Source organism: Antrihabitans auranticaus, assembly GCF_016481275.1.
Taxonomy (GTDB): Bacteria; Actinomycetota; Actinomycetes; order Mycobacteriales; family Mycobacteriaceae; genus Antrihabitans.
In genome coordinates this window covers 359,048-374,575 of the sequence record NZ_JAEMNW010000003.1, presented here as the reverse complement: position 1 = coordinate 374,575, position 15,528 = coordinate 359,048, and the positions used below count along the sequence as shown (strand labels likewise).

Annotated in this window: 16 protein-coding genes and 1 tRNA gene; 6 read left to right on the top strand and 11 right to left on the bottom strand. The window is 65.3% G+C overall.

Annotation, left to right across the window (positions count from 1 at the left end; translation table 11 throughout):
- Positions 1 to 95: 95 nt before the first annotated feature.
- The 4 genes from glfT1 to JGU72_RS16085 are packed head-to-tail and all read right to left on the bottom strand — an operon-like array spanning position 96 to position 3,271.
- The gene (glfT1, locus tag JGU72_RS16100; protein ID WP_199684960.1) at positions 96 to 986 is read right to left on the bottom strand and encodes a galactofuranosyltransferase GlfT1; all 891 of its coding nucleotides are present in this window, start codon (positions 984 to 986) and stop codon (positions 96 to 98) included.
- Entirely contained in the window at positions 976 to 1,782 is an 807-nt protein-coding gene (gene wzt / locus JGU72_RS16095) for a galactan export ABC transporter ATP-binding subunit Wzt/RfbE (RefSeq protein WP_199684959.1), read from the bottom strand. The genes glfT1 and wzt overlap by 11 nt, the downstream gene beginning before the upstream one ends.
- Positions 1,783 to 1,795: 13 nt before the next feature.
- Positions 1,796 to 2,662, bottom strand: coding sequence for a galactan export ABC transporter permease subunit Wzm/RfbD (wzm, locus tag JGU72_RS16090; protein ID WP_199684958.1), 867 nt, complete (start codon positions 2,660 to 2,662; stop codon positions 1,796 to 1,798).
- 57 nt (positions 2,663 to 2,719) lie between these two features.
- Entirely contained in the window at positions 2,720 to 3,271 is a 552-nt protein-coding gene (locus tag JGU72_RS16085) for a bacterial proteasome activator family protein (protein ID WP_199684957.1), read from the bottom strand.
- A gap of 157 nt (positions 3,272 to 3,428) precedes the next feature.
- Between JGU72_RS16085 and JGU72_RS16080 the strand changes: the two genes are divergently transcribed.
- On the top strand, positions 3,429 to 4,655 hold the full coding sequence (locus JGU72_RS16080) for a cysteine desulfurase-like protein (protein WP_199684956.1): 1,227 nt from the start codon (positions 3,429 to 3,431) through the stop codon (positions 4,653 to 4,655).
- Between the two features lie 6 nt (positions 4,656 to 4,661).
- On the opposite strand, the gene JGU72_RS16075 is transcribed toward JGU72_RS16080, so the two are convergent.
- The 3 genes from JGU72_RS16075 to JGU72_RS16065 form a co-directional block, all read right to left on the bottom strand.
- On the bottom strand, positions 4,662 to 5,795 hold the full coding sequence (locus JGU72_RS16075; RefSeq protein WP_199684955.1) for an EAL domain-containing protein: 1,134 nt from the start codon (positions 5,793 to 5,795) through the stop codon (positions 4,662 to 4,664).
- Between the two features lie 106 nt (positions 5,796 to 5,901).
- Positions 5,902 to 6,891 carry an NAD(P)H-quinone oxidoreductase gene (locus tag JGU72_RS16070; protein WP_199684954.1) on the bottom strand — a complete coding sequence of 330 codons (990 nt, stop codon included), beginning with the start codon at positions 6,889 to 6,891 and terminating at the stop codon, positions 5,902 to 5,904.
- Positions 6,892 to 6,906: 15 nt separating this feature from the next.
- The gene (locus tag JGU72_RS16065; RefSeq protein ID WP_199684953.1) at positions 6,907 to 7,413 is read right to left on the bottom strand and encodes a hypothetical protein; all 507 of its coding nucleotides are present in this window, start codon (positions 7,411 to 7,413) and stop codon (positions 6,907 to 6,909) included.
- A gap of 232 nt (positions 7,414 to 7,645) precedes the next feature.
- On the opposite strand from JGU72_RS16065, the gene JGU72_RS16060 reads away from it, so the two are divergent.
- From JGU72_RS16060 to JGU72_RS16050, 3 genes are all read left to right on the top strand, one after another.
- Positions 7,646 to 8,161: a MarR family winged helix-turn-helix transcriptional regulator gene (locus JGU72_RS16060; RefSeq protein WP_233532591.1), complete on the top strand. Its 516-nt coding sequence runs from the start codon at positions 7,646 to 7,648 to the stop codon at positions 8,159 to 8,161.
- A 10-nt stretch (positions 8,162 to 8,171) separates the two neighbouring features.
- Positions 8,172 to 8,259 (top strand) — tRNA-Ser (locus JGU72_RS16055).
- Positions 8,260 to 8,289: 30 nt separating this feature from the next.
- Complete coding sequence (locus JGU72_RS16050) at positions 8,290 to 9,156, top strand: alpha/beta fold hydrolase (RefSeq protein WP_199684952.1); 867 nt, start codon at positions 8,290 to 8,292, stop codon at positions 9,154 to 9,156.
- On the opposite strand, the gene JGU72_RS16045 is transcribed toward JGU72_RS16050, so the two are convergent.
- Positions 9,153 to 10,100, bottom strand: coding sequence for an NHL repeat-containing protein (locus JGU72_RS16045; RefSeq protein WP_199684951.1), 948 nt, complete (start codon positions 10,098 to 10,100; stop codon positions 9,153 to 9,155). The genes JGU72_RS16050 and JGU72_RS16045 overlap by 4 nt on opposite strands.
- Positions 10,101 to 10,312: 212 nt before the next feature.
- Between JGU72_RS16045 and JGU72_RS16040 the strand changes: the two genes are divergently transcribed.
- Positions 10,313 to 11,056: a dienelactone hydrolase family protein gene (locus JGU72_RS16040; protein WP_199684950.1), complete on the top strand. Its 744-nt coding sequence runs from the start codon at positions 10,313 to 10,315 to the stop codon at positions 11,054 to 11,056.
- Positions 11,057 to 11,083: 27 nt separating this feature from the next.
- On the opposite strand, the gene JGU72_RS16035 is transcribed toward JGU72_RS16040, so the two are convergent.
- Complete coding sequence (locus tag JGU72_RS16035; RefSeq protein WP_199684949.1) at positions 11,084 to 11,482, bottom strand: hypothetical protein; 399 nt, start codon at positions 11,480 to 11,482, stop codon at positions 11,084 to 11,086.
- A gap of 180 nt (positions 11,483 to 11,662) precedes the next feature.
- On the opposite strand from JGU72_RS16035, the gene JGU72_RS16030 reads away from it, so the two are divergent.
- Positions 11,663 to 12,646, top strand: a complete 984-nt coding sequence (locus JGU72_RS16030) for an alpha/beta hydrolase (protein WP_199684948.1) — start codon at positions 11,663 to 11,665, stop codon at positions 12,644 to 12,646.
- Here JGU72_RS16030 and JGU72_RS16025 read toward each other — a convergent pair.
- Entirely contained in the window at positions 12,643 to 14,247 is a 1,605-nt protein-coding gene (locus JGU72_RS16025) for a bifunctional metallophosphatase/5'-nucleotidase (protein WP_199685353.1), read from the bottom strand. The genes JGU72_RS16030 and JGU72_RS16025 overlap by 4 nt on opposite strands.
- Before the next feature lie 158 nt (positions 14,248 to 14,405).
- The gene (hisC, locus tag JGU72_RS16020; RefSeq protein WP_199684947.1) at positions 14,406 to 15,506 is read right to left on the bottom strand and encodes a histidinol-phosphate transaminase; all 1,101 of its coding nucleotides are present in this window, start codon (positions 15,504 to 15,506) and stop codon (positions 14,406 to 14,408) included.
- Positions 15,507 to 15,528 lie beyond the last annotated feature (22 nt).

Here is a 15,528-nt window from a genome sequence, read left to right as displayed (position 1 = left end):
CACGAACTCCACCTCCTTTCAGATCTCTTCGAACGACTGCAATGACGATGACATGCGAGCGCGAAACCGCGCAACTGATTTAAATGCCGTTGCGCCTACGGCCTGACAAAAAGCTCCTTGCGCCCCAACTTGCGCAAGCGAAGCCATTCCCGCAGGCCGGCGGGGTCGCGGCGGGTGATGAGGAAAAACCAGCCGAAGCGGATCCACTCCTGGGGCAGCAGTCGCCGCATCCCGGGCTGCGACATCACGTAGCCGCGGTTGCGGTATGTGAAGTAGCGCTTGGTCTCGTCGTCGGGATATTGCGTGTGCATTCGGCCACCGAGGATCGGCTTGAATTCCGCCGCGCCGTTCGGGTGCAGGTAGGCGGTCTGCAGGCAGGTGCCGAACGGCAATCCCGAGCGGACGAGCCTCCGGTGGATTTCGACTTCGTCGCCGCGGACGAACAGCCGGAGGTCCGGGACACCGATGGCGTCGATGGCCTTCGACGACACAAGCGCGCCGTTGAAGAGGGACGCGATGCCGGGCAGGAAGTCCTCGTCGCCCAGCTCGGACCGATGCCGCCGCCAGACGACCCCGCGGCGGAGCGGGAAGGCCAGGTCGTCCGGAGAGTCGATATCGCACACGACCGGCGACACTTCTGCCAGCCCGTGGCGCTGCGCGCAATCCAGCAGGGTTGCCAGCACTTCCGGACCGTCGGGTCGACCGTCGTCGTCGGCCAACCACACCCAGTCGGCACCCAGCGAAAGCGCGTACAGCATGCCGAGCGCGAATCCGCCTGCGCCGCCGAGGTTATGGCGAGAACCGAGGTACGTCGTCGCCACGGGTTGGCTCGTCACCACCTGGCGAACGTCCGGTTCGTTGCCGTTGTCGACGACGATCAGGTGGTCGACCGGTCGCGACTGCGAGGAGACCGCCCGTAGCGACTCGACGAGCAGCTCGCGGCGCTTGTGTGTCACCACCACCGCAATTACCGAGTCAGCCTTCACGGGCTTTTTCCGCTTCGAGTTCGAGCAGGGTCCGTGCGACGTGCTGGCCGGCTTCCGGACCCTCGTATGCGGTCACGACGTCTTCGATTTCGCCGTGCATCCGAATCGTGCCGTGATCAATCCACATCGCGGTGTCGCAGAGTTGGGCGAGGAACTCGTTGGAGTGGCTGGCGAAGACCAGAATTCCGGATCGCGCCACGAGCGCCTGCAGCCGTTTGCGCGCCTTCTTCATGAACTCGGCGTCGACGGCACCGATGCCTTCGTCGAGCAGCAGGATCTCGGGATCGATACTGGTCACCACGCCCATGGCGAGACGAACCCGCATGCCGGTCGAGTAGGTCCGCAGGGGCATCTCGAGGTAGTCGCCGAGTTCGGTGAAATCGGCGATCTCGTCGATCTTGCTGAGCATCTGCTTGCGCGTCTGACCGAGAAACAGGCCACGGATCAGGATGTTCTCGTACCCGGAGATCTCGGGGTCCATGCCGACGCCGAGGTCGAAGACCGGTGCGACGCGACCGCGGATCTGGGCGCTGCCGCGCGAGGGTTCGTAAATTCCGGAGAGCAGGCGCAGCAGCGTGGACTTGCCCGCACCGTTGTGGCCCACCAACCCGATCCGGTCGCCCTCTTTGAGGTTCAGCGATATGTCGCGCAATGCTTCGACGACGACGACCTTCGAGCTGTTGCGCCCGATCGCGCCGCCGGCCTTGCCGAGGAACGCCTTCTTGAGCGACCGCGATTTCGCGTCGAAGATCGGGAATTCGACCCACGCGCCGTGTGTCTCGATGCTGACAGTCATGTGTGGCAGGCCCCTAAACCCAGTAAGGCACGCGTGAGCGGAACTTGCGCAGCGACAGTATGGCCACGATCCAGCCGACGACGGTGATGCCGATGACGATGTACCAGTGATAGGCCTGTTGGTCCTCGCCGAGCAACGGCGCGCGCACGATGTCGAGGTAGTGGAACGTCGGAATCAGCTCGGCCAGCTTTGCGCGCTCGGCGACGTTGCCGCCCTGGGCTTCCAGCGTTTTGGTCGTCCACATCACCGGTGTGAGCACGAACAGCATCAGCGTCATGCTGCCGAGGATCGGTGCGATGTCGCGATAACGGGTGGAGAAGATGCCGAACACGATCGACACCCACATCGCGTTGAGCATCAGCAGGACCAGCGCCGGAATCGCGAAGACGGCCGTCCAGTGCAGGTCGCGCCACACCCCGAACGCCACGAGCATCACAACGTAGATGAGGCAGTTGTGGGCGAAGAACAGCATCTGCCGCCAGACCAGGCGGTAGACGTGCACGCTCAACGCCGACGGCAACTGCTTGATCAGGCCTTCGTTGGCGATGAAGACCTCGGAGCCCTCGAGGATGCTCGCACTGATCAGGTTCCACACGATCAGCCCGACCGTGACGTACGGCAGGAACTCGGTCAGCGGAATATCGAGCAGCGCCGAGTACAGGACACCCATCGCGGCGGCTTGCAGGCCGGTCGCGATGGTGATCCAGAACGGGCCGAGCACCGAGCGGCGGTAGCGCTGCTTGATGTCCTGCCAGCCCAGCGACAACCACAGTTCGCGTTGGTGAAACCCGTCGCGGAGGTCTTTGAACGCTCGCCGGAACGTTTGCGAGTCGGAGACAGGCACGATCGCATCGTCGGTATCCGGGGAAGCAGTTGACACGGGGGTCGAGCCTACCTGTGTCGCGGGGCCCCGCGGGCCAGGTGCCTGTTCCGGTCGCTATAGGTACTGACCGGTTCCGCCGGTGAGGTTGGTGCCGTGCTGGCGTGCTTCCGCCGCATGTATTCCTGGCGGCAGCGCGCCCTGTCGCATTTGCTCGAGCTGCGCGCGGGCGGCCATCTGCTGCGCGAACAGCGCCGTCTGGATGCCGTGGAACAGTCCTTCGAGCCAGCCGACGAGTTGCGCCTGCGCGATGCGGAGTTCGGCATCCGACGGCACAGAGTCGTTGTTGAAGGGCAAAGTCAGCCGTTCGAGTTCCTCGCGCAGCTCTGGTGCGAGTCCCGCTTCGAGCTCGGTGATCGACGAGCGATGAATCTCCTTGAGCCGCGCGCGACTTGCGTCGTCGAGCGGGGCGGCGCGGACTTCCTCGAGCAATTGTTTGATCATCGTGCCGATACGCATGACCTTTGCGGGCTGCTCGACCATGTCCGCGAGCGATTCGCTGGAATCGCCGTCACCTTGCGTCCCGTCGCTGGGCGGGGCAATGTTCAGTGCAAGCGGCTGCCCGTCGGGGCCGATTACGACAACTTGTTCATTGTCCGATTGCGTCATAACCCCTATCTTGTCGGTTCGCACGGGATTGCGCTAAAGGTGCCCGGAACTATCGTCGTCCGGGCGAGCAGGTACTGCACGGTGACCGAGCGGTCACTCGTTCGAGGAGAGGGATCTGCGTCACTATGGCGTACGAGGACCATTTAGAGTGTCGGGCATGACTTACGACGTCGCCCGGGTTCGGGGTTTGATCCCGTCCCTGGGCGATGGTTGGACGCACCTGGATCCGCAGGCCGGCATGCTCGTTCCGGACTCCGTTTCACGCTCCGTTTCCACTGGATTTCGGACGTCGTCGTTCTCTCATGCCGGGCGCCACGTGTCCGCTCAGCGCAGTGCCGCGATCCTGGAGCGCGCCCGCGAAGCCGTTGCGGATCTCGTCGGCGGCGATCCCGCGGGTGTCGTGCTCGGGCCCGATCGTGCGCTGCTGCTCGCGTGGCTGGCAGAGTCCCTGAGCTCGCGCCTCGGGCTCGGTACCGGCATCGTATTGTCGCGCCTGGACGACGAGGCCAACGTCGCGCCGTGGCTGCGGATCGCGAATCGGTACGGCGCACACGTGCGTTGGGCCGAGGTCGAGATCGATACCTGCGAGCTGCCGTCGTGGCAGTTCGAGGAGTTGATCGGTCCGACGGCTCGCCTGGTGGCGCTCACTGCCGCATCGCCGATCGTCGGTTCGGCGCCGGACGTGCGTGTCGCTGCCGACCGGGTCCACGAGGTCGGCGGCCTGCTGGTCGTCGACGCCATCGGTGCGGCACCGTACGCACATATCGACATCGACGAACTCGGGGCCGATGTCGTCGCGGTCAGTGGTCCGTCGTGGGGCGGTCCACAGGTCGGCGCGCTCGTCTTCCGCGACCCGGCGTTTCTCGACCGGATTCCCGCGATGTCGCTGAACCCGTACGCCAAGGGTGCCGAGCGCCTCGAGGTCGGCGGCCATTCCTACGCGATGCTCGCGGGCTTGACCACGTCGATCGACTATCTAGCCTCGCTCGACGAATCGGCGACGGGCACGCGCCGCGAGCGGCTGGAAGCTTCGATCAGTTCGCTGCAGGCCTACCACGACGAGCTGTTCGACTACCTGATGGAAACGCTTCAGCAAATCCCGAACGTCACCGTCATCGGCAAGGCTTCGACGCGCATTCCGACCGTGAGCTTCACCGTCGGCGGAATGCAGTCCGACAGGGTCGCGGGGAAGCTCGCCGATGACCGAATCGGCACGCTGAGCGGCAGCCACGGTGGTAGCCGTCTACTCGACGCGCTCGGTGTCAACGACGAGGGCGGCGCGGTCACGATCGGGCTCGCGCCGTACACGATCAAATACGACATCGACCAGCTCGGCCGGTCGCTCGTCCGGATTCAGCAGACCGAGCTGGCCGACACCCCGTAACGCTGCCTATCCGTGCTTGGTGAACCGGTCGAGTATCGAATGCGCTGACCGGATGACCGTGCGGTGCTCGTAGGAGACGACGTACTCGAATTCGCGGTTGCGTTCCGGGTTCCCACGGTGGAGGTCGCGAGCGCTGAGGACAGCACCGAACAGCGGCGCGATGACTACGACGCTCCATTCGTGCACGAGCCGGTCGCCGGCATCCAGCGGTGCGAAATGGATGCCGCTCGAGGTATTCGCCCCTGGTACCAGGCCGACGCCGGAAACGCCGGCGTATGCGGCGCGTTCGGCAAGGGCCTCCCACACGACGCGCGTTGCTGCGGTGAACTGGTGCGCCTGTTGAAAAGTACCGAGCACAATTGCTTCCGGACCCGCCGTCATGGCGTGGGCCTCGAGCATCCGGCTCATCATGACGAGCAAATCCTTGCGGGTGATCGTCGGCCGGCGGCGTGCGGCGACGATTTCGAACGGAGTTGCCGATCGCAAGTATTCGGCACGCGGTCCACGGGTGGCGGGCGCGAGAGATTCGGCGGGCCAGTCGTCGTGGTCCTGCTCTAGCGGCGCGTTTGCTGCGAAGAGCTGGCCCTGCCCGAATTGTGCGCCGATGGCCAACGCGCGTCTACGCGCCTGTTCGGAGTCGACGCCGGTGGCGACGACTGCGGCCAGCGTGCGTTCCACGTGCGCGTTCACCGCGTGTACCACACGCGCCGTTTCGGGGTTCGCCGGTCGTGCGAGCAGATGCGGCGCAAGGAAGATGATGTCGGGTTCGATCAGCGGCAGCATCGCCAGGGCTTCCGGGCGCGCGCCGATGTGGTCGATCGCGATGAGGTGTCCGTCCCGCCGAACCTGGCGGATCGTCCGCAGCGTCGCCGCGGGCTCGCCGGCGATCGGGTCGATACCGAGTAGCACCACGTGGCGGCGCTGGTCTGTCGAATGTCCGATGCCGGCGGGCAAGCCTGTGACGGCATCCATTTCGAGCACAACCAACACTGGGCTCGTCCCGTAGCCGGTGACCGAGTGTCCGCTGACCGCGTCATCGACCACGTTCGGTGGTTGGCCGCCGTTCGCGTCGATCGCGGTTCCGGTGACCACGGTCTGAACCTCGCTGACACCGCGCAGCCTGACCTCGAGCGCGACCATTCGGCCGGTGTCGAGCCGGCAGATCGGTACTACGAGCGGATCGATCGCGCGCCACCTCTCTCTGGGTGCAGGTCTCTGGGTGCAGGCCGTCGCTGGAACTCATTATCTACCGAATGCGCAGGACAACCTTTCCGACCGTCTCTGCTGAATCGAGCAGGCCGTGCGCCTGTGCCGCATCGGTGATCGGAAGTTCCGCGTGCACCACCGGGCGGACGGTGCCATCGGCGACGAGCGGCCACAGATGCTCACGGACGTCGGCGACGATCGCCGCTTTGCTCGAGCGTCCGGTCGCGGGGCGTCCACGCAGGCTTGCCGCATGCACGGTTCCGCGCTTCATGAGCAGCTTCCCGAGCTCCAGTTCGCCCTTCATGCCGCCCTGCATGCCTATGACGATCAGCCGGCCGTCGTTGGCGAGCGCATCGACGTTGCGGCTCAGGTACTTCGCGCCCATGTTGTCGAGAATGATGTCTGCGCCTTTGTGATTCGGCGCGTTCCGGACAGCTTCGACGAAGTCGTCGTTGTGGTAGTCGACGAGAATCGACGCGCCGAGTTCGCGGCAGCGATCCAGCTTGAACTCGGAACCCGCGGTCACCGCGACCGTTGCGCCCCGCGCGACCGCGACCTGAATTGCGTGGGTGCCGATGCCGCTGCCGCCGCCGTGCACAAGCAACAGCTGGCCGGAGTGCAGTCCGCCGTTCATCACGACGTTCGACCAGACTGTGCACGCGACCTCGGGCAACGATGCGGCCGCGTACAGGTCGAGAGACTCCGGCACGGGCAGCAGTTGAGTTGCCGGCGCAACGACTTCTTCGGCGTAGCCGCCGCCGGAGAGCAGAGCACACACGCGGTCGCCGACCTGCCAGCCCGTCACGCCGTCACCGATTTCGGAGATCACACCGGAGCACTCGAGCCCGATGACGTCGCTCGCGCCGGGTGGTGGCGGGTAGTGGCCCTGGCGTTGCAGGAGGTCGGCGCGATTGACCCCGGCTGCGACCGTGTCGATGAGTACTTCGCCGTGCCCGGGTCGCAGGCTCGGAACCTCGGTCCACGCCATGACATCGGGTCCGCCGAATTCGGTCAGAGTGATCGCGCGCATGACCTGACGCTACCGCTAGCGGACGCTGCGACCCGGCACCGTGAACGGGAGCTTCGCACCGGCTTCCTGCGCGGCCAGCGAACCGCAGTATGCGAGCACCGCAGCTGCGATCAACGCGATGTAGATCCCGAACGACGGACCCCACGCAATCGGTGCTTCCTTCGGAATTTCCGACAGGTCGACGCCGTCGAACGTGTTCTTCAGCAGTGTATGGACAAGTGCCAGCAACGTGACGACAAAGGTCGCCAGGCTTGCATATGCGACAACGAGCGGGAGCGGAACGTCGACCTTGAACTCGACGACTTCGAAGACGATCAATGCGTACGCGACGGCGGCGACTACCGCCAATACGACTCCGATCCACCAGAACGCGAACCAACCGCTCTCGGACCTGGATTCGCCTGGCGTTTCGATGGTCCACCATGGCAGGAAACTCACGACGAGCAGAAGTCCGGCCGAGCCGAGCAGACCCCACCCTGCGAGGGTGATGTTCTGCACAGGACTCGCCTGTGAATTCGACATGCGAATTACCTTTCTCGAGTTCGACCGAGCGCGGTCCGAGCGATAAGGACCACCGTGCTGATTACGACCGCAATTCCACCAGCTGAAGAAACGCGGATGCGGTTCGCTGCTGCGCAAATGTTGCGCCGGGAACGACATTACGGGCTCACATTCTGTTGCCGCATGGTGAGAGGGGCGTGAAGTGCGAATGGGGTTGCTCGTCGCCGAATACGATGGCGTTGTGCAGCAGAATTTGTCGGATGAGCCGGTAGCGCCCCCGCGCTGGCTCAGCGCTGAGGAACAGCGAGCGTGGCGCGCCTACGTTGCCGGCGATCATCTGCTGCTGGAAGCCCTGAACCGGGACCTCCAAATCCATCACGATCTGTCGCTCGCGGAGTACCGGATTCTCGTGCTGCTGTCCGAGGCTCCCGAAAACTCGATGCGAATGAGCGATCTCGCCGACGGTGTCCTTTCCTCCCGCAGTCGGCTGACCCATCAGATCAGGCGCATGGAATCCCAGGGCATGGTGCGCCGGAGTACGTGCGTCGACGACGGCCGCGGCGTGCTGGCCGTGCTCACCGACGAGGGCCGTCGTAGACATACCGAGGCGGCGCCTACGCATGTCGAAGGCGTGCGGCGAAACTTCATCGATCTGCTGACCCCGGAACAGGTTCGGGCATTCGGCGAAATCTTCGCGAAGGTGGAGAAAGCGATCCTCGAAGGCAACGAGGGTGAGGCCTGCGACGAACCTGCCGTCGATTACGACTAGTATCTGCGACGGAAGCGTGGCAGAGCGGCCGAATGCACTCGCCTTGAAAGCGAGCGTCGTGAGAACGACCGGGGGTTCAAATCCCTCCGCTTCCGCCAAACTTCGGGAAGTCGACTCGGAGGCCGGCTGTGGGAACTGACGTTCTGACCGTCCAGCTCGCGGATGGGTCAACCGTGGGCTATTGCGCCTACGGCGATCCCCGGGGCCGCCCCGTATTCGCTTTGCATGGCGTTCCGGCCTGCGGCGCTGGGTTCGCGTGGGCAGACGAACCAGCGGCGGCTCGCAACATTCGAGTTCTTGCGCCGAATCGACCCGGCATCGGCTTCTCTAGTCCGCGTCCCGGCGGGTGGACCGTCGCCGAATACGCCCGCAGCCTTGCGGCTTTCGCCGACGCCATGGACATCGACAGGTTCGGCGTGTGGGGCTATTCCGGCGGCGGACCGTACGCGCTGGCAAGCGCGGCCGTATCGCCGGACCGCGTCGACGGTGTCGTGGTCGCCGCGGGCATGGGCCAGATCGGGGTCTGGGCCACGCGTGAGCAATTCGAGAAGACCGACCGTCAGATGCTCGACCTCGCCGTCCGGCGTCCGTGGCTCGCGCGCAGGATCATGGGCATCACCGGTTTCGCAGCGCGGGTTGCGCCGAGCCGTGCGGTCGATTCCTTCGCCGGCGAGCTGGCCGAGTCGGATCGCGAAGTGATCGCTGACCTCGGCACCCCTGCCGACGCGATGCTGATGTTCACGGGCGCGTTCGTGACCGGTCCGGGCGGCGTGGTCGACGACTATGCTGCGCTTGCGCGGCCATGGGGTTTCGACGTTGCGGGCATCACGAAGTCCGTCGAGGTCATGCACGGTTCCGACGACACGATGGTTCCGCTCGCGCAGGCTCGATCGCTCATCGAACTATTGCCGAATGCCACTCTCACGGTGTGGCCCGGTGCCGGTCACCTGGGTACGATCCGGCACGTCGGCGAGGTCCTCGACCGGTTCGTCTAGCTCGAACCGAACAGGCACGAGGATCCCGAGCACTGCCCGTTGCCGGAAACTCCGCGAGCAACCAACCCGACCGGGGTGTCCCAGTCCTGGCCGATCGTGGTCTGCGCGCTGCCGTCACCCGGGACTTCCACGATCCGGTGATTGCCGGTATCGGCTATGTACACATTGTTCGCGCTGTCGATCGTCACGCCGCTCGGGTGATTGAGTCCGACGCCGACGACCGTCTGTACGCTGCCGTCGGCCGGCACCTTCACGACGCGGTGGTTGCCGCTGTCGGCTATATAGACGTTGCCTGCGGAATCGACGCCGAGGCCGAGCGGTACGTTCAGGCCTGTCGCTGCGATCGGCGTCCCCGTCGTCGAACCGGTGGTGACTTTGAAGACCTGGTGGTTGTAGGCGTCGGCGAAATACACGTTGCCGCCGGAATCGACCGCGACGCCGGTCGGGTAGATGACGCCGGGTGCGGCGAGGGTGGACTGCGTCCCACCGGCGATTTTGAGGACGCGGTGGTTGCCGCTGTCGGCTATGTAGAGGTTGCCCGACCCGTCGACTGCGACGCCTTTGGGGCTGTTGAGCGCGAACCCGATGTCGACCTGTTCGCTGCCGTCGGCAGGAACCTTGAGGATGCGGTGATTGCCGCTGTCGGCGATGTAGACGTTTCCTTTGCCGTCGACCGCGACACCTTCGGGGTCTTTGACGCCCTTGGTGAATACCGCTTCCTGCTTGCCGGTGCCGGCCTCGGACTTGATCACCTTGTCGAGGGCGAGGTCGGCAACCCAGAGGTTGACCGGGGCGGGTACAGCGACCGATGGTCCGGTGCCCAGGAATGCAAAGCTCACTGCGATCCCGATTGCGAGTGTGACGGTGAGCGCGCGGCCGCGACGTTGGGAACGAACACACGTCGATGCTCTGGGCGGCGCACTGCTGCGCAGGTCTGCCAGCACTGTCGGAGCTCCTTTCGAGCCATGATCACGAAAATCGGTGCGCACAACAGGAGTTCTCGCGGTGCAACCGCGCGGACCGTGCCCGACCGATTTGCAGCATGTCATCATCGCTGTGGCGAAAGTTGCCAATGTTGCAATTGTTACTCGATGGATTAGCTGTCGTTATTTCCGAGTCTCGGCGATCCTTCGCGCTCGACTGGTACGGTCGCGCCATGATTCTGGCGCCGGAAGAGCACGTCGACGTCGATACGCCAACCGGCCCGATGCGGACCTACATCCTCCGGCCCGCGGGCGAAAAACGGTACCCGGGCGTCGTGTTCTATTCCGAGATCTTCCAGGTCACAGGCCCGATCCGGCGCGTCGCCGCGTACCTCGCGGGCCACGGCTACGTGGTCGCCGTTCCGGAGATCTTCCACGAGTTGGAAGGTGAACCCGGCGTGGTCCTCGAGTACGACCAAGCGGGTGCCGACAGGGGGAACGCACACAAGTTCACGAAAACGCTGGCGTCCTACGACGCCGATGTGCGCGCCGCCCTCGACCTCCTCGCTGGGCATTCGGCGTGCAACGGTGCCCTGGGATCGATGGGTATCTGTATCGGCGGGCACCTCGCGTGGCGGACAGCGTTTCAACCGGACGTGCAGGCCACCGCGAGCTTCTACGCGACCGATATTCATTCGCGCACGCTCGGCGAAGGCAAGAACGACGACACCATCACTCGCTTCGGCGACATTCGCGGCGAGCTGCTCGCGATCTGGGGGCGGCAGGACCCGCACGTGCCGCAGGAAGGCCGCGACGAAATTCGCGCGGCGCTGGTAGCGGCGGACACGAACTTCACCTGGCTGGAGGTCAACGGCCAGCACGCGTTCCTGCGTGACGAGGGTGCCCGTTACGACGCCGAACTCGCCGACCAGTGCCTAGGCCTTGCCCTCGATCTGTTCCACAGGGCGCTGCGCTGACCCAGGGTGGCTGACCCAGGGTGCGAGTTACTCGCCCGATGCCATGCCCATGGGAGGCGCAACGGCGGTCTGCGGTGTTGCTGTCGTCATTGCGACGTCGACGACGGCCTCGACTCCCGCTGCCGCGAGCTCCTGGCGCATCATCTTTGCGGCGGTGTCGTAGACCGTCTTCGTGACCAGGGACGGCGCAAGGCTGCTCGCGATTCCAGCGAACCAGCTCTGGCCCGAAGCGACCTCGAGGGGGTTCAGAATTTCGATCGTGATGATGCGACCGCGGCCGATATTTCGCGCGCTCTGCACAATGGCAGGCGAAGGTCTGGGCGTCGCGCGCTGCGCCGATTGCCGCACCGAAACGATCAGGACGCCGAGTGCGCCGAGGATCGCCAACGCAAGGATGAGCAACAGAACCAGTATGGCTAGTTCCACTGTCGAAGTCCTCCTGTTGTCGGGTGCACCCGTCTATTGTGCCTGCGGAAGTGTTGTCCACTCCGAAAGTGTGAGGTCCGGCGCGTTCCCCAGGTTCCCGATTGCGGCGGACCATCATTGGGCATACCACTTGCGCAACGTTGGGATACGCGACAGCTTTGTCGCAGAGGAGTTGAGTGTATGCGCTGGCACGTAACAGTTGCCGCAAGCCTGGCGCTGGCGGTGGCACTGGCCTGCGGTGAAACGGCCGTCGCCGATCCACCACCGGTGCCACGGGAGGCTGCTGCGCGCGTGGTCTCGACAAACGTGATCAGTGCAAGTCAGACCAATATTTTCGTGGAGTCGCCTGCGATGCAGCGGGTGGTCCAGATCCAGATCCTGCACCCGGCGGGCGGTGGCCCGCGCCCGTCGTATTACCTGCTCGATGGAGTCGACAGCGAGAACGACAACAGCGACTGGCTGCAGAAGACCGATGCGGCGCAGTTCTTCGCGAACAAGAACGTGAACGTCGTGATGCCGGTCGGCGGCAAGGCGAGCTACTACACCGACTGGCAGAAGCCCGATCCGGTGCTCGGCATCAATATGTGGGAGACGTTCCTGACGCGCGAACTTCCGCCGATCATCGACGGTCAGTTCGACGGCAACGGCGTCAACGCGATCGGCGGCCTCTCGATGGGCGGTCAGGCCGCGCTGATTCTCGCCGCGCGCAATCCGGAGTTGTATCGCGCGATATCGGCGTTCAGCGCGTGCCCGGACACCGGTCGCGAGGAAGCCAAGCAGTTGGTCCGCGTCACCGTCGCCTCGCGCGGCGGCGACGCGACGAACATGTGGGGACCGGACAGCGATCCCGATTGGCGCGAGCACGACCCGGGAACTCTCGCCGAGAACCTGCGCGGGAAGGCGATGTACATCTCGGTCGGCAACGGGGTCCTCGGACCGCCCGATTTCGTGCTCGGAAACGATTTCGGCACGTTGTTGTCCACCGGTGCACCTTTGGAAATCGGTGCGAACATGTGCACGAGCGACTTTCAGACCAGGCTCGATTCTTTGAGCATTCCAGCCCAGTTCGTCTATCGGTTCTACGGCACGCACTCGTGGCCCTACTGGCAGGGCGACCTGCACGATTCGTGGCCGACGTTGGCGGCCGCCCTCGGCACTGCCTAATCGAGCACGCGGATCCGGTCGGTAGCAGGCGGGCCGACCGGACCGTTCGCTGCCAAGTAGGCGACCAGGGCGTCGATGTCCGTGCCCGCATCCACCGGGTCCTGACCGTTCCGGAAGGCCGCGAAGCCGTCGCCGCCGTCCGCCAGAGACGAATTGACCGCAACGCGATACGCCGCGGCGTCGTCGACGGGTACGCCGTCGATCGTCAGGTCCACGATGCGCTCCCCGGGCGGAGCGCTGCCTCGCATTGCGTAACGGAGGTTGCCGGACGGCGCGAGGATCTCGCGCCGAACAGTGCCGTCGCCCGGCTGGAACTGCTGCTCGAGGACCTCGCGTACCTGCTGACCGGTCAGCGACACGACGCGGACCTGGTTTCCGAACGGCTGGGTGGCGAAGGCATCGGCGTAGGTCAGGAACCCGTCGGCGGACCCCAGATCACCGCGTAGGCCGCCCGGATTGGTGAAAGCGACCTGCGCTCCGGCGGATCGTGCGAAGGCCAGCTGGGCGTCGGCGACCAGGTTGCCCAGCGGAGATTCACCACTTGGCGCCTTGTCGCGAACGATGTCTGAAACGGCCGTTCCGACGACGGGTTCGCCGATCGCGGACGCCGCCGAACGAGCGCGGTCGACAAGTTGCTCGACCTCACGGTCCGGCGCGATGTCACGGGTGACGACTTGATTGAACGTGCTCGTCTGGTCGCGAACGACGTCCCGCGTGTTGCGATCGATGACGACGTCCGCAACTGCCACCGCACGACCGTCCGACGCGCCCTGCATGAAGACGCGCGGTTTACCCATCGGGTCGGTGACGGTGCAGTCGTACTGGCGGTTGCCTGCGGCGGTGAAGACGACGTCGATCTTCGCGTCGGCACGCTCGGCGATCCGCCGCGCAGAGCCGGTCGTCAGATTGCATGCGTCCGGTCCGCCGGGTCCCGAGTCGTCGCCCTTGTGCAGGAGTACGGCGATGGCTTTGACGCCGAAGAAGTCGAGGAGGTCGGCAGTTCTGTCGATAGCTTCGAGTTCGTCGCCGAAGGACAGGCCGGCGCTGCGATCCGCGGCGATGGTTCGCCCGGCGTCGCTGGGCAGTACGCCGATGACGCCGATCGGGATGCCGTCGACGAAATCGACATCGAACGGGACGGTCGCCGGGACGCCGTCGACCATGAGGTTCGACGCCAGCAGAGGAAATTCGGCGCCGCCGTACGTGGTGTCGAACGTGCAGCCGTCGACCGGATGGCAGCCGCCTCGTTCCAGTCGTTGCAGCTCGGCGAGGCCGCCGGCAAGCTCGAGGTTGCCGATACCGGACGCGGCGACACCCATGTGGTTGAGCAGGTCGACGACGGGTTCGCCGTGGAAGAGAGTCGATTCCAGCGACGACGGTCCCCAGTTGTCGCCGACCGAGTACAGCAGCGAGTGCTGCGCCTGCCCGCGCATTTGCTTGACGTATGCGGCGAGAAAGGCTGCACCGCCCGCGGGCACCGAGTTGCCGTCGACCTGTTCGACGACGCCGGCCCGACCCTCCGGTGGGGTGAGGTTGCCGCGAAAGTCGTTGAGCGCGAGCAGCCGTACGTCGATCGTGTCGTCGTTGTCTGCGGCCGCCATCGGCAGGCCGACCGTTCCGCAGGCCAGGAGGACGCAGGCGAGCGTCAGCGCCCGGACCGGCTGACGACGTCCGGTCGGCCTCCGTGCGAGCACAGCCACCACCTTTCCAACCGATCGAAGTCTGCCAACGAACGAGCCGTCAGTGAACGGCGCGGCAGTTACGTTTGGGTTTCCGACCGAGTTGCCGCGGCGAAACCGGCACTGCCGGGCCCGGTGGTCGCGAACTCGAGGAACGCGTCGTTTTCGTGCGGGTCCGCGACGGTCACGCGCACGCCGTCGACGCCGTACGGGCGGACCAGGACGCCCGCCTCGGCGGACTCGGTGCTGAACCGAGCCGCTTGGGTGCCCAACGGGAGCCAGACGAAGTTTGCCTGAGACTCCGGAACCGCGTACCCCGCTGCCAACAGACCGTCCCGCACGCGGGCACGCTCGCCGATGATCGCGTCTGTTCGGTCCAGCAGTTCGGCCTGCGCGTCGAGCGATGCGATTGCGGCAGCTTGCGCAGCGACGTTGACACTGAAGGGCACGTGAACCTTCCCCAGCACGCTGATGACGGATGGATCCCCGACCGCGTATCCCACGCGCAGGCCCGCCAGTCCGTACGCTTTCGAGAACGTCCGCAGCACGACCACGTTGGGCCGGGTGCGCCCGATGGCGACGCCGTCCGGAAAGTCGTCGGCGGGGAATCGCATGTACTCGAAGTAGGCCTCGTCCAGCACGACGAGGATGTGTGCGGGCACCGCGTCCAGGAACTTTTCGAGCGCGCGGCGACCCACTGCCGTGCCTGTCGGGTTGTTCGGGTTGCAGACGAAGATGAGCCGCGTCCGGTCCGTGACGGCCGCGGCCAGCGCGTCGAGGTCGTGGACGTGCCCGCTCGTGAGCGGAGCAGTAACGGCAACCGCGCCGGAGACCTGCGTGACGATCGGATACATCTCGAACGAACGCCACGCGTACAGGACCTCGTCACCCGCGTTGCACGTGATCTGCGCCAGCTCCTGGCACAGTGCGACGCTGCCGCAGCCGACGGCAACGTGGTCGGCCGCTACGCCGACCGAGGCCGCAAGCGCAGCAACAAGTTCCGTCGAGCGGTTGTCGGGGTAGCGGTGGGCCAGTTCGACGGCCTCGGCGACGGCCTTCGCGACGGACGGCAACGGTCCGAGAGTGGTTTCGTTGCTCGCGAGCTTGATCGCACCCGGAAAGTTCCGACCGGGGACATAGGTCGGGATCGATTCGAGGTCAGGACGGGTGCGTGCGGTCACCGTTCAAGTATGCGGCGGAAAC

Coding starts and splice junctions, on each gene's coding strand:
- JGU72_RS16030 (WP_199684948.1), top strand. CDS start 11,663: ATGCGCTGGCACGTAACAGTTGCCGCAAGCCTGGCGCTGGCGGTGGCA.
- wzt (WP_199684959.1), bottom strand. CDS start 1,782: ATGACTGTCAGCATCGAGACACACGGCGCGTGGGTCGAATTCCCGATC.
- JGU72_RS16025 (WP_199685353.1), bottom strand. CDS start 14,247: ATGGCGGCCGCAGACAACGACGACACGATCGACGTACGGCTGCTCGCG.
- JGU72_RS16085 (WP_199684957.1), bottom strand. CDS start 3,271: ATGACGCAATCGGACAATGAACAAGTTGTCGTAATCGGCCCCGACGGG.
- JGU72_RS16075 (WP_199684955.1), bottom strand. CDS start 5,795: ATGGTCGCGCTCGAGGTCAGGCTGCGCGGTGTCAGCGAGGTTCAGACC.
- JGU72_RS16080 (WP_199684956.1), top strand. CDS start 3,429: ATGACTTACGACGTCGCCCGGGTTCGGGGTTTGATCCCGTCCCTGGGC.
- JGU72_RS16070 (WP_199684954.1), bottom strand. CDS start 6,891: ATGCGCGCGATCACTCTGACCGAATTCGGCGGACCCGATGTCATGGCG.
- JGU72_RS16040 (WP_199684950.1), top strand. CDS start 10,313: ATGATTCTGGCGCCGGAAGAGCACGTCGACGTCGATACGCCAACCGGC.
- JGU72_RS16065 (WP_199684953.1), bottom strand. CDS start 7,413: ATGTCGAATTCACAGGCGAGTCCTGTGCAGAACATCACCCTCGCAGGG.